Raw genomic sequence first — 12,396 nt, forward strand, 5'->3', positions numbered from 1 at the left:
ACCGCTTCTCGCGCACCGCTTCGAGGAATGCCGGAGCATCGGATTCGAAGGGGATGTGTAAGAGAGAGCCGGATAGCTGTTCACTACCCGGCTCGTGTGAGTCGACTCTAATACCGGATGACTGGACTTTGCGTGTGAGCGACGTCAGATGTAACCCGGCCGAAACCCTGCGCATTCCACGATTCCGAGGCGGTTCGGGGACTCTCGGACGTCACACGGCCGAGGCCGCGAGCTCGCCGGCCAGATCGAGTGCCGCGGCGACGGACGCGGCGCGGATCTCGAGCCGCCCGCCCTCGAAGCGGTGCTCGCGCACGAGCTCGACCTCGCCCAGGACCGCCGCGACGAACACGGTGCCGACGGCCGCTCCGCCCTGCGGCTCCGGGCCCGCGACCCCCGTCGTCGCGACGCCGACGGTCCTCGCGCCGGCCTCGCCGAGCTGCCGGGCGACGCCGCGCGCCATCTGCACGGCGACCACGGGGTGGACGGGTCCCTCCTGCGCCAGGAGCTCCGCGTCGACCCCGAGCAGGCGGTGCTTCAGATCAGTGGCGTAGGACACCACTCCCCCGCGGTAGACGGCGGAGGCGCCGGGCACCTCGACCAGGGCGGAGCTCAGCGCCCCGCCGGTCAGGGACTCCGCGACCGCCAGCGCGAGACCGCGCTCCGCGAGTGCCCGCAGCAGCTCCTCGGCGCTCATCGGCGCCCGCGGGCCGCGCGACTCTGGCGCGCCGCGTCGGCGAGGTAGTCGATGCCGGTCACGACGGTGAGGACGACCGCGGCCGTCATCGTGATGCCGTTCAGCCAGTGCACCCACTCGCCGAGGAAGGTCCAGAGCGGCAGGAGCGCGAGCGAGATCGCGACGGACTGCACGATCGTCTTCAACTTGCCGCCGCGGGAGGCGGGGATCACCCGGTCCGAGAGGACGGCCATCCGGAAGACGGTGATGCCGATCTCGCGGACGAGGATGACGATCGTGACCCACCAGGGCAGCTCGGCGAGGATCGAGAGGCCGACCAGCGCGGCGCCGGTGAGCACCTTGTCCGCGATCGGGTCGAGCAGCTTTCCGAGGTCGGTGACCAGCCCGCGGCTGCGCGCGATGTGACCGTCGATCCCGTCGGTCGCGATCGCGACGATGAAGAGCAGCGCGGCCGCGATGCGCACGCCGCCGTCCTCGCCGTTGTCGGCCAGGAGCAGCCAGAAGAACACCGGGGCGAGCAGGATGCGCACAACGGTGATCGCGTTGGGCAGGTTCCAGTTGCTCGGGGTGGCGTCGGCGTGCGCGGTGGGGCTGGTCATCGGTCTGAGCCGTTCCTCGTGATCGGTCGATTCGGCGGCGTGCTCGGCGTGCTCATCGCTCAGTCGCGCCCCGTCAGCGCCCAGGCATCGTCGTCGGAGCCCTCGTCGTCGTCGTGGTAGTCGGTCGCGACCGGGCCCGAGGGCTCCGCCAGCGGATCGGCGTAGGCGTCGGGTGCGGTCGGCGACGGCGCGGCGGCGTGCTCGCCGGGCTCCTCGCCGCGCATCCGCGAGAGGACCCCCGGCAGCTGCTCGGCGGTCACCAGCACGTCGCGCGCCTTCGACCCCTCGGAGGGGCCGACGACCTCGCGGGACTCGAGCAGGTCCATCAGGCGGCCCGCCTTCGCGAAGCCGACGCGGAGCTTGCGCTGCAGCATCGAGGTCGAGCCGAACTGCGTGCTGACCACGAGCTCCGCCGCCGCCATCAGCAGCTCGAGATCGTCGCCGATGTCGGAGTCGATCTCCTTGCGCTGCGCCTGGACCGTGATGTCCTGGCGGTACTCCGGCTGGGCCTGCCGCGTGACGTGCTCGACGACCTTGGCGATCTCCTCCTCGCGGACCCAGGCGCCCTGGACGCGCATCGGCTTGTTCGTGCCCATCGGCAGGAACAGGCCGTCGCCCTGGCCGATGAGCTTGTCGGCGCCGGGCTGGTCGAGGATGACCCGCGAGTCGGTGACGCTCGTCACGGCGAAGGCCAGGCGGCTGGGCACGTTCGCCTTGATCAGGCCGGTGACGACGTCGACGCTCGGCCGCTGGGTGGCGAGCACGAGATGGATGCCGGAGGCGCGGGCGAGCTGGGTGATGCGGACGATCGAGTCCTCGACGTCGCGCGGGGCGACCATCATCAGGTCCGCGAGCTCGTCGACGACCACCAGGAGGTAGGGGTAGGGGCGGAGGACGCGGTTGCTGCCCGCGGGGAGCTTGATCTCGCCGCTGCGCACCGCCGCGTTGAAGTCGTCGATGTGCCGGTAGCCGAACGACGCGAGGTCGTCGTACCGCATGTCCATCTCCTTCACGACCCACTGCAGCGCCTCGGCGGCCTTCTTGGGGTTCGTGATGATGGGCGTGATCAGGTGGGGGACGCCGCCGTAGATCGTGAGCTCGACGCGCTTGGGGTCGATCAGCACCATCCGGACGTCCTGCGGGCTCGCGCGCATCAGCAGGCTCGTGATCATCGAGTTCACGAAGCTGGACTTGCCGGAGCCGGTGGAGCCGGCGACGAGGAGGTGCGGCATCTTGGCGAGGTTGGCCACCACGTAGCCGCCCTCGACGTCCTTGCCGACGCCGATCGTCATCGGGTGGGTCGACGTCGTCGACGCGGCGGAGCGCAGGACGTCGCCGAGCGAGACGATCTCGCGGTCGGTGTTCGGGATCTCGACGCCGATCGCGCTCTTGCCCGGGATCGGCGAGAGGATCCGCACCTCGTTGCTGGCGACCGCGTAGGAGAGGTTCTTGCTCAGCGCCGTGACGCGCTCGACCTTGACGCCCGGGCCGAGCTCGATCTCGTAGCGGGTGACCGTCGGGCCGCGGGAGAAGCCGGTGACCGTCGCATCCACGTTGAACTGCTGGAGCACCTCGGTGAGCGCGCGGACCATCTCGTCGTTCGCCGCCGAGCGCGCCTTCGACGGCGTGCCGGTGGAGAGGGCGGAGGCGGACGGCAGACGGTACGGGGTCTCCTCCTCGAAGGAGGAGTCGAAGTCGGCGGTGGGGTCGGCGACGACGGGGGCGATCGGGCCGGTCTCGATCACCGGCGGCAGCGGGACCGCGGGGGCGACGTCGAGGTCGTCGAGCGCGATCACGCCCGTCGCGTCGTCGTCCACCACGCCCAGCGGGATGCGGGTGGTCGCGCTCTGATCGTGGCGGGCCAGGGCGGCCTCGGCCGACTCGGCCTCGGAGATCACCTCGGTCGCGTAGGAGCGGGTGGGCGGGTCGGCCGGCTCGTCGCGCTCGGCGGACGCCGGCTCCTCGAGCGCGGTGTCGAAGCCCTTCGCGCGGCCGCGGCCCTTCCGGCCCTTCGGCACCTCGTCCTCGTCGCCGAGCGCGTCGATCGGCAGCTCGGCCTGGACGGTCGGCTCGTCCTCGCGACCGGAGTCGGTGCGGCGCCACCAGGGCAGCTCACCGCCGTCCTCCTGCTCGTCCTCGGCCTTCCCGCTCTCGGCCTTCGCGGCCGCCTTGCTCGCGGCCCTCTCGGCCTTGAGGCGCGCGCGCTCCTCGTCGTCGAGGACGGGGGCGCCGAAGAGGTAGCCGTAGAGCTCGCGCGAGCGGGCGGCGATCCGGTTCGGCGGGGTCTTGGTGATGATGAAGAGGGAGAGCAGGACGACCAGGGAGAGGAGCACCGTGGCGCCCGGCACGGTCGCGATCGCCACGAGGGGCGCGCCCACGAGCCAGCCCAGGACACCACCGGCGGCGGCCATCTGCTCGATGCCCGATCCCGGCTGCGGCGCGCCGAGGTGCGCGTGGCAGAGCCCGGCGGAGGAGATCAGCAGGACGGCGAGGCCCACCCCGATGCGGCCGTTGTCGTCGACCGATCGCGGGTGGCGGAACAGCCAGAGCGAGAAGAGCAGCAGCACCACGGGGAGGACGTAGGCGACGCGGCCGAACAGGCCGCCGAAGCTCCAGGCGTCGAGCACGAGGGCGACCGGGTCGGTCGCGAGGAACCACTCCACCACCGCGCCGGTGATTGCGAGCAGCAGGAGCAGGAAGGGGACGCCGTCGCGGCGCTCCTCCTTCGCCAGGCGCTCCGGACCGAGCGCGCGGGCGGCACCGCCGGCCAGGTGCGCCAGCGCCATCCAGACGGTGACGAGCGAATTCGTGCGCGGGGTCGAGCTGAACGCGACCGTGCTCTTCTCGGACGATCCCCGCCCGGAGCCGCGGCCGGAGCGCGGAGTGCTCGAGCGCGCGGGGGCGCTCGCCTTCGCGCGGGAGGTCGTCTTCGGAGTCGTCGCCATAGGGCCCACCGTACCCGCCGCCTCCGTCATCGCCGCGGACCCGCGCCGGAGGGCGGCGGGCGTGCGGCGCCCGCACCGCGCCCGCACCGCGCCTGCTCAGCGCAGCGTCGCGACCATCGTCTCCGCGTCGCCGCGGTCGGCCACCGCGCTGAAGCCCTCGCTCCGGTAGAGCCGTCGGGCGAAGTTGTCCGTCGACACGTTGAGCGAGACGCGCGCGTAGCCGGCGGTGCGTGCCTGATCCAGTGCGGCGCGCAGCAGCCCGCGGCCGATGCCCTGCGCGCGCCAGACCGGCCGCACCCCGAGGGTCAGCTCGGGCACGCCCGCGGCGACGAACCCGCGACCGGGTGCGGCGGCGCTGAAGAGGCGGAACCAGCAGGCGCCGATCCGCTCGCCGTCGGCGGTCTCGGCGACCGAGCCGAGATCACCCGGGCGGGGCCAGCCGGCGACGTAGCGGCGGGTCGACTCCTCCTCGAGGACGTCGATGCGGGTGCGGGCCGCCGTCCAGTTCCAGTTCGCGGCGTCCACGAGCATGTCGGCGAGGAAGGGGGCGTCCTCGCGGCGGGCGGGGCGGATCGAGTGGTCCATGCGCGGTCTCCGTGGGGGATCGGGTCTGGCATGAGGTGCGGACGGGTGCCCGGGGGCGGGTGACGGTGCGGGAACGGGCCGGAGCGTCGGGGGCGCTCCGTCCGTCGGGTCAGGCCTCGATGACCAGGGGGACGATCATCGGGCGGCGGCGGTAGGTGGTGTTCACCCAGCGGCCGACCACGCGGCGGATGCTCTGCGAGAGCGCGTGCTGGTCGCTGACTCCGCTCTGCACCGCCTCCTCGAGGGCCTTCGCGATGCGCGGCTTCACGTCGTCGAAGACGCGGTCGTCCTCCGCGAAGCCCTTGGCGTGGATCTCGGGACCGACCACGATCCGGCCGGTGCCCGCCTCCACGACGACGATGATCGAGATGAAGCCCTCCTCGCTGAGGATGCGGCGGTCCTTGAGGTCGGCGTCGGTGATCTCGCCGACGGACGAGCCGTCGACGTAGACGAAGCCGAGGTCGAGCTGGCCGGCCACGGTCACCACGCCGTCGCGGAGGTCGAGCACCGTGCCGTCCTCGGCGATGATCGTGTTCTCCTCCGCGATGCCGGTGGCCTGCGCGAGCTTCGCGTTGGCGACCAGGTGGCGGTACTCGCCGTGCACCGGCAGGACGTTGAGCGGCTTGAGGATGTTGTAGCAGTAGATGAGCTCGCCGGCGGCGGCGTGACCCGAGACGTGCACCTTCGCGTTGCCCTTGTGCACGACGGTGGCGCCGAGCCTGGTCAGGCCGTTGATCACGCGGTAGACGGCGTTCTCGTTGCCGGGGATGAGGCTCGACGCGAGGATGACGGTGTCGCCCTCGCCGGGCTGGATCTGGTGGTCGAGGTTCGCCATCCGGCTGAGCACCGCCATCGGCTCGCCCTGGGAGCCGGTGGACATGTAGACGATCTCGTCCTCGGGGATGTCGCCGGCCTTCTTGACGTCGATCAGCACGCCCTCCGGCACCTTCAGGTACCCCAGGGTGGCGGCGATCCCCATGTTGCGGACCATCGAGCGGCCGAGCAGCGCCACGCGGCGGCCGTTGGCGTGCGCGGCGTCGAGCACCTGCTGCACCCGGTGCACGTGGCTGGAGAAGCTCGCCACGATCACCCGGCGGGTCGCCTTCGCCATCACGCTCTCGATGACCGGGCCGATGTCGCGCTCGTTCGGCGTGAAGCCGGGAACGTCCGCGTTGGTCGAGTCGACCATGAAGAGGTCGATGCCCTCCTCGCCGAGGCGGGCGAAGGCGCGGAGGTCGGTGATGCGCCCGTCGAGAGGGAGCTGGTCCATCTTGAAGTCGCCGGTGTGCAGCACCGAGCCCGCGTCGGTGATGATCGCGACGGCGAGAGCGTCCGGGATGGAGTGGTTGACGGCCACGAACTCGAGCTCGAAGGGCCCGAGGTTCTCGACGTCGCCCTCCTTCACCGCGAGCGTGTACGGCTTGATCCGGTGCTCCTTCAGCTTCGCCTCGACCAGCGCGAGCGTCAGGGTCGAGCCGATCAGCGGGATGTCCCGCTTGAGCTTGAGGAGGTAGGGGACGGCGCCGATGTGGTCCTCGTGGCCGTGGGTCAGCACGACGCCGACGATGTCCTCGAGGCGGTCCTTGATGGGGGTGAAGTCGGGGAGGATCAGGTCGACGCCCGGCTGGTTCTCCTCCGGGAAGAGCACACCGCAGTCCACCACGAGGATCTTGCCGTCGATCTCGAAGACCGTCATGTTGCGGCCGATCTCGCCGAGGCCGCCGAGCGGGATGATGCGCAGAGTGCCCGCCTCGAGCGCGGCAGGAGTGATCACGGGACTGGGCATGCGCCCTCCTCTTCCTCGGTCGGGAGTCGTCCGTGCCGCTCGTGCGGCGTCAGCGTGTGGTGCCGGCGACCTTCGGCAGCGCGCCGCCCGCGGCGGCGTTGCGGTCGGGCCGGAAGTTGCGGAAGTCGACGCCGGGGATGTCCCGCACGAGGCCGAGCTCGTCCTCGATCAGCGCGGCCTCCGACTCCTCGGGGCCGACCAGCGGCAGGCGCACGCGGGGCGAGGAGATGCGGCCGAGGCCGTGCAGGATGTACTTCGCCGCGACGGTGCCGGGGACGTGGGTCATCACGGCGCGCACGAGCGGCTCGAGCTGCTGGTGCGCGAGGGTCGCAGCCTTGAGGTCCCCGGAGTTCACGGCGTCGACGATGGTGCGGTACGGCGAGGCGGCGATGTTGGCGGTGACGCCGATCAGGCCGGTGGCGCCGATGGCCAGCTCGGGCAGGACGTTGGCGTCGTCGCCGCAGAAGTACATCAGATCGGTCTGGTTGAGGACGCGGCTGACCTCGGAGAGATCGCCCTTGGCGTCCTTCACGGCGAGGATGTTGGGGTGCTTCGCCGCGCGGAGGATCGTCTCGTAGCGGATGGGCACGCCGGTGCGGCCGGGGATGTCGTAGAGGATGACCGGGAGGTCGGTCGCGTCGGCGATCATCCGGAAGTGGGTGAGGATGCCGGCCTGGGTGGGCTTGTTGTAGTACGGCGTGACGATCATGTTGCCGTCGGCGCCGGCCTTCTCGCTCTGGCGGGCGAGCTGCATCGCGTGCGCGGTCTCGTTCGAGCCACCGCCGGTGATGATCTTCGCGCGTCCCGCGGCGACGGACTTGCCGACCTCGACGAGCCGGATCTTCTCCGGGTCGGTGAGCGTGCTGGTCTCGCCGGTGGTGCCGGTGACGACGATGCCGTCGGCGCCCTTCGCGATGCAGTCGTCGATGTGCTTCTCGACGCCGGGCCAGTCGACCTCGCCGTCGGCGGTGAACGGGGTGACCAGGGCGACCAGGACCTGGCCGAAAGGATTCTCCGGAGTTGACACGAGCCCAGGGTAACGGGTCGGCGCTCAGGCGTCCCGCGACGTCGGTCAGCTGGTCTGCAGATGCCGTATTCGCGGCGGGTGGGTCTCGATACGCCCCTCCGGGGCTGCTCGACCAGCATGAACCGCGGGCCCACCGGGCCGCTCGACCAGCAGGAATCAGGGGCGAGGCGAGGCTCTCGGAGTTCTCGCTGATCGAGTAGCCAACGCAGCGGGCGTATCGAGCGGAGGAGGCGCCTCCGGCGCCAGCGCGGGGCGGGGAAGAGACCGACGTCCTTGGGGTAGGTGGGTCTCGATACGCCCCTGCGGGGCTACTCGACCAGCATGTCTGCGCGCGTCTCTGCCAAGTAGATCGACCGCCGCCGGGAGGCGGGTCTGCGGCCCGGGTCCCGATACGCCCCTCCGGGGCTGCTCGACGAGCCTGATCCGCCGTTGTTCCGGACCTCGGGTCCTACGGGGCGACGCGGCCGTTCGCGGTGAAGGCGGCGGCGGTGAGGGGCATGAGCTGCTCGAAGTGCTGCTCCATCTGCTCGGCGGCCATCTCGATCTCGCGCTGCGGGAAGGAGGGGAACGTCGAGTCCTCGCGCTTGGTGCGCAGGGAGAGGAAGTTCATCAGCGAGCGGGCGTTCAGCGTCACGTACATCGAGGAGTAGATGTTCAGCGGCAGGACGATGCGGGCGACCTCGCGGGCAACGCCCTCCTGGAGCATCCGCTGGTACGCCTCGAAGGCCTGGGTGCTGGCGCGGCGCGTCTCGGCGACGACGAGCTCCGTCTGCTCGGGGGTGCCGGGCTCGAAGGAGTAGGCGCCGGGCTTGCCGACCTGGACGAGGTTGCGCTGCGGGCCGGGCACGTAGAAGACGGGGCGGAGCTCGCGGTAGCGGCCCGACTCCTCGTTGTAGGAGGCGATGCGGTGCCGCATGAACTCGCGGAAGACGAAGATCGGCGCCTGCACGTAGAAGGTCATCGAGTTGTGCTCGAAGGGCGAGCCATGGCGGTCGCGCATCAGGTAGTTGATCAGGCCGCGGTCGCGCTTGCCCTGCAGCTCGCTGTCGGCCGACTCCTCGTCGAGGGCGCCGGCGAGGGTCTTCTCGCCCTGCGTCGAGACGCGGGCGGCGAAGAGCACGTCGGAGTCGTGGGCACTGGAGCGGACGAGCTCGACCACGACATCGGAGCGGAAAACGGGGCTGTCGGGTTCGCTCTGCTCGGTCACGGCTTCGACGATAGAGCACGGTCCGTCGACGCAGAGCGCAATGAACGGGCGTGCAGGGACGCCGGCGCCTACCGTGATCGCGTGGACCCTCTCCAGATCGCGGCCGCACTGCTGGGCCTCGTCGCGCTCGGAACCGCCCTCGGGCTGCTCCGGCGGCGCGCGGCCGGGCGTGTCTGCGCCCGGCCCGCCGCCTCCGCCGAGCGCATCGATCCGGCCGCGCTGGTCGACGGCGCGGTCCTCGGCCCGCGAGCGACGATCGTGCAGTTCTCCACCGAGTACTGCGCCCGCTGCCCGGCGGTGCACCGGATGCTCGCCGACGTGTCCGCCGGTCGCGACGGCGTCGTGCACCTCGACGTCGACCTGACCCGCCGGGCGGACCTGGCCGACCGCTTCCGCATCCTGCAGACCCCGACCCTGCTCGTGCTCGACGCCGACGGCGTGGCCCGCAGCCGCATCGCCGGCGCTCCGGCGCGGGCCGTCGTCCTCGCCGAGCTCGACCGACTGGAGACAGCATGACCACCGCCCCGCCCGCCGGCTCCGTCGATCCGCGTGGACCGCGCTTCGCCGCCTCCGTCACCGCCGTGCTGCTGCTCGCTGCCGTGGGACTCGGGCTCGCGGCGCCGGTGCCGGCGGACTCCGTCGCCCGGCTCGTCCAGCCCGGCTTCCTGCTGCTGGCGGTCCTCGCGGCGCTGTTCGCCTGGTCGGCCTCCCGCGGTGTCGGCTCGGGGCCCTGGGCGGTCGTCTTCCGCCGCCTCATCCGGCCCCGCCTCGCTCCGCCGACGGACTGGGAGGACGCCCGCCCGCCGCGCTTCGCCCAGCTGGTCGGGCTGCTCGTCACCGCCGCGGGAGTCGTCCTGCACCTCGCCGGAGTGCCGGGTGCGGTCCCCGTCGCCGCCGCGATCGCCTTCCTCGCCGCCTTCCTCAACGCGGCGTTCGGCCTCTGCCTGGGCTGCGAGCTCTACCTGCTCCTGGTGCGTGCCGGGGTCCTCGGCCGCACGGCCGGCTCCCGGGCCTGAGGCCCTAGGCTGAATCCGCTTCGCGGGCGGCCCGCGACGGGCCTCGGGAGGCACCATGAGCGAATCGACCGCACGGCACTCGGACCAGGACGGGACCGGCGGCGCCGGCGACTCCCCCCGGCGCTCCACCCGCACGGCGGCACCGCGGCCGGCCGTGCCGCCCGGCGAGGCGCCGGACACGGCGACCCGCGCACAGGAGGAGACCGCGGCTCCGAAGCGGCTGCGGGTCCTGATCTCCGGGGCGAGCGGCATGATCGGCTCGGAGCTGGTGCGCCAGCTCCGCTCGGACGGGCACGAGATCTTCCGCCTGGTCCGCCACGCCCCGACCAGCCCGGACGAGTTCCACTGGGCGCCCGCCTCGCACATGCTCGACTTCAGCGTGCTCGACCGCGTCGACGCCGTGATCAACCTCTCGGGCGCCTCGATCAGCCGCCTCCCGTGGACCTCCTCGTACAAGCGCGAGATCCTCGACTCGCGAGTGCAGGCCACGCAGACCATCACCGACGCGATGCGGATGGCGTCCACTCCCCCGTCGATCCTGCTCAACGCCTCGGCCGTCGGCTACTACGGCGACCGGCCGGGCGAGGAGCTGACCGAGGAGTCCCCCCGCGGCGAGGGCTTCCTCGCCGACGTGGTCGAGCGCTGGGAGCAGGCGGCGCTGCTCGCCCCCGAGACCGCGCGCGTCGTGACGGTGCGCACCGGGCTCGTGCTCGGGAACGGCGGTGCGCTGAAGCCGCTGCTGCCGCTGACGAAGCTGGGGCTGAGCGGCCCGCTGGGCGGCGGACAGCAGTACTGGCCGTGGATCAGCCACTACGACGAGGCCGCCGCGATCCGGCACCTGCTGACCTCGTCGCTCTCCGGCCCGGTCAACCTCGCGGGGCCCGAGGCCGCGACGGCGAACGAGGTCATGAGCACGCTGGCCGAGCTGCTGCACCGGCCGTTCAAGCTGCCCGTCCCCGAGAAGATCATCGAGCTCGCACTGCGCGACGCGGGGCACGAGCTGCTGCTCTCGAGCCAGCGGCTGGTGCCGCAGCGGCTGCTCGACGACGGCTTCGTCTTCCGGCACCGCACGGTCGCCGAGGCGCTGCAGGCGGTGCTGGCGGACTGAGCGCCGCCGATCAGGCGGGCCGCTCGCGCTCCAGGGCGATCGAGCGGCGGATCGCCCCGCGGGCGCGCTTGCGGTCACCGCTCGCGTCGTAGGCGAGGCCGAGCCGGTACCAGGCGCGCCAGCTCTCGGGGTCCTCGTCGACGTCGGCCGCGTAGCGCGGGAAGAGCGCGTCGGCCTCGGTCCGGTCGAGTCGGCCGGTCGCGCTGGATTCGAGGACCTCGGCGGGCAGGGCGTCCTCGGACTCGAGGCGCCGGGCCAGCTTCTCGGCGCGGACGCCGAAGGAGATCTCGCGCACGAGCCCCCAGACGCCGACCCCGCCGAGGACGAGCAGGCCGACGCCCATCACGATGCCCGGCACCGTCCCGGCGGCGAAGGCGACGTACGAGTACTGCAGGCAGACGAAGAGGTAGAGCGCGAGGAGGACGGCCATCAGGCCGACGCCGATGCGGGTCCTCACGGGGTGCTCGTGGCGGCCGCGGCCTGACCGGAGGGCGCGTCGTCGCTGATCGCCGGCTCGTCGCGGACCTGCTCGGCCAGGGGTGCGGCGTCGAAGGCGGCTCGGAGGTCGATCAGCGCGTCGAGGCCGACGATCACGCCGGTGGTGCTGCGGACGGCGTCGAGGGCGCGGAGGATGCCGGCCTCGTAGGACGCGGAGGACGTGGTGTCGTGGCGGATCGTGACCGTCTCGCCGGTGCCGCCGAAGACCACCTCCTGGCGCGCCTCGACTCCGGGCAGGCGCAGGCTGTGCACCGGGATGCTCGCCACCTGCTGGCCGCGGGCGCGCTGGTCGGTGTGCGGCGCCTGGACGGGGCCCAGCTCGGCGCGCGCGCGGAGCAGGAGCTCTGCGGTGCGCACGGCGGTGCCGGAGGGCGAGTCGACCTTGCGCGCGCCGTGGGTCTCGACGATCTCGACCGCGTCGAAGAAGCGCGCCGCGACGGTGGACAGCGCGGTGGCGAGGACCGAGCCGAGCGAGAAGTTGGGGATGATCACGACGCCGGCGCCGGGCTGGGCGTCGACGCTGCGGCGGAGCGCCGCGATGCGGTCACCGGTCCAGCCGGAGGTGCCGACGAGCACCTTCCTGCCGTTCGCGACGGCGAGGTCGACGATCTGCTGGCTCACCGCGGGAAGCGTCATGTCGACGACGACGTCGGCGGCCAGCATCTCGCGCGGGTCGCTGCGCGAGCCGAGCCGGGCGACGAGGTCGAACTCCTCCGAGGCCTCGAGGAGCGAGCAGGTGAGGGAGCCGAGTTTGCCGGTTGCACCGACGACGGCGACGGAGGTGGTCACCGTGCCAGCCTAACGACCGCGGGTGACGCGGGGCTGCTGGTGGCGGTGGATCTCGAAGCTTCTATTTGTCAAGGTCGGCAGAGGAGTGGGAAGAGTTCGCGGCAGAGGGCTCGTTTGAGGAGGCGGAGGATGTCTTTCTTTG

Annotated in this window: 12 protein-coding genes; 3 read left to right on the forward strand and 9 right to left on the reverse strand. The window is 72.1% G+C overall.

The window, feature by feature from the left end; all coding sequences use genetic code 11:
* Positions 1-211: 211 nt before the first annotated feature.
* From EDF17_RS19335 to thyX, 7 genes are all read right to left on the reverse strand, one after another.
* The gene (locus EDF17_RS19335) at positions 212-694 is read right to left on the reverse strand and encodes a CinA family protein (protein ID WP_123444533.1); all 483 of its coding nucleotides are present in this window, start codon (positions 692-694) and stop codon (positions 212-214) included.
* The gene (pgsA, locus tag EDF17_RS19340) at positions 691-1,293 is read right to left on the reverse strand and encodes a CDP-diacylglycerol--glycerol-3-phosphate 3-phosphatidyltransferase (protein ID WP_123444534.1); all 603 of its coding nucleotides are present in this window, start codon (positions 1,291-1,293) and stop codon (positions 691-693) included. The genes EDF17_RS19335 and pgsA overlap by 4 nt, the downstream gene beginning before the upstream one ends.
* A 59-nt stretch (positions 1,294-1,352) precedes the next feature.
* Complete coding sequence (locus tag EDF17_RS19345; RefSeq protein ID WP_123444535.1) at positions 1,353-4,238, reverse strand: DNA translocase FtsK; 2,886 nt, start codon at positions 4,236-4,238, stop codon at positions 1,353-1,355.
* 96 nt (positions 4,239-4,334) lie between these two features.
* Complete coding sequence (locus EDF17_RS19350; RefSeq protein WP_123444536.1) at positions 4,335-4,823, reverse strand: GNAT family N-acetyltransferase; 489 nt, start codon at positions 4,821-4,823, stop codon at positions 4,335-4,337.
* 109 nt (positions 4,824-4,932) lie between these two features.
* Positions 4,933-6,609: a ribonuclease J gene (locus EDF17_RS19355; RefSeq protein WP_123444537.1), complete on the reverse strand. Its 1,677-nt coding sequence runs from the start codon at positions 6,607-6,609 to the stop codon at positions 4,933-4,935.
* A 49-nt stretch (positions 6,610-6,658) separates the two neighbouring features.
* Positions 6,659-7,636 (reverse strand): 4-hydroxy-tetrahydrodipicolinate synthase, encoded by a 978-nt coding sequence (gene dapA, locus EDF17_RS19360; protein WP_123444538.1) that lies wholly within the window; start codon positions 7,634-7,636, stop codon positions 6,659-6,661.
* A 448-nt stretch (positions 7,637-8,084) separates the two neighbouring features.
* On the reverse strand, positions 8,085-8,843 hold the full coding sequence (thyX, locus tag EDF17_RS19365; RefSeq protein WP_123444539.1) for an FAD-dependent thymidylate synthase: 759 nt from the start codon (positions 8,841-8,843) through the stop codon (positions 8,085-8,087).
* An 81-nt stretch (positions 8,844-8,924) separates the two neighbouring features.
* On the opposite strand from thyX, the gene EDF17_RS19370 reads away from it, so the two are divergent.
* Genes EDF17_RS19370 through EDF17_RS19380 form a run of 3 tightly spaced genes read left to right on the forward strand, consistent with a single transcriptional unit; the run spans position 8,925 to position 10,967 of the window.
* Positions 8,925-9,359, forward strand: a complete 435-nt coding sequence (locus EDF17_RS19370) for a thioredoxin family protein (protein WP_123444540.1) — start codon at positions 8,925-8,927, stop codon at positions 9,357-9,359.
* Entirely contained in the window at positions 9,356-9,859 is a 504-nt protein-coding gene (locus EDF17_RS19375; RefSeq protein ID WP_123444541.1) for a DUF4395 domain-containing protein, read from the forward strand. Before EDF17_RS19370 ends, EDF17_RS19375 begins: the two co-directional genes overlap by 4 nt.
* Positions 9,860-9,914: 55 nt before the next feature.
* Positions 9,915-10,967 (forward strand): TIGR01777 family oxidoreductase, encoded by a 1,053-nt coding sequence (locus tag EDF17_RS19380; protein ID WP_123444542.1) that lies wholly within the window; start codon positions 9,915-9,917, stop codon positions 10,965-10,967.
* A gap of 10 nt (positions 10,968-10,977) precedes the next feature.
* On the opposite strand, the gene EDF17_RS19385 is transcribed toward EDF17_RS19380, so the two are convergent.
* Both EDF17_RS19385 and dapB read right to left on the reverse strand, forming a co-directional pair.
* Positions 10,978-11,424, reverse strand: coding sequence for a hypothetical protein (locus EDF17_RS19385; RefSeq protein ID WP_123444543.1), 447 nt, complete (start codon positions 11,422-11,424; stop codon positions 10,978-10,980).
* Complete coding sequence (gene dapB, locus EDF17_RS19390; protein ID WP_123444544.1) at positions 11,421-12,254, reverse strand: 4-hydroxy-tetrahydrodipicolinate reductase; 834 nt, start codon at positions 12,252-12,254, stop codon at positions 11,421-11,423. The genes EDF17_RS19385 and dapB overlap by 4 nt, the downstream gene beginning before the upstream one ends.
* Positions 12,255-12,396: the final 142 nt, after the last annotated feature.

The sequence above is a fragment of the Rathayibacter sp. PhB1 genome (assembly GCF_004362935.1).
Classification (GTDB): Bacteria; Actinomycetota; Actinomycetes; order Actinomycetales; family Microbacteriaceae; genus Rathayibacter; species Rathayibacter festucae.

What these genes read in the sequence shown, in the direction of transcription:
- EDF17_RS19375 (WP_123444541.1), top strand. Translation starts at nt 9,356, where the DNA reads ATGACCACCGCCCCGCCCGCCGGCTCCGTCGATCCGCGTGGACCGCGC.
- EDF17_RS19345 (WP_123444535.1), bottom strand. Translation starts at nt 4,238, where the DNA reads ATGGCGACGACTCCGAAGACGACCTCCCGCGCGAAGGCGAGCGCCCCC.
- EDF17_RS19335 (WP_123444533.1), bottom strand. Translation starts at nt 694, where the DNA reads ATGAGCGCCGAGGAGCTGCTGCGGGCACTCGCGGAGCGCGGTCTCGCG.
- pgsA (WP_123444534.1), bottom strand. Translation starts at nt 1,293, where the DNA reads ATGACCAGCCCCACCGCGCACGCCGACGCCACCCCGAGCAACTGGAAC.
- EDF17_RS19380 (WP_123444542.1), top strand. Translation starts at nt 9,915, where the DNA reads ATGAGCGAATCGACCGCACGGCACTCGGACCAGGACGGGACCGGCGGC.
- EDF17_RS19355 (WP_123444537.1), bottom strand. Translation starts at nt 6,609, where the DNA reads ATGCCCAGTCCCGTGATCACTCCTGCCGCGCTCGAGGCGGGCACTCTG.
- EDF17_RS19350 (WP_123444536.1), bottom strand. Translation starts at nt 4,823, where the DNA reads ATGGACCACTCGATCCGCCCCGCCCGCCGCGAGGACGCCCCCTTCCTC.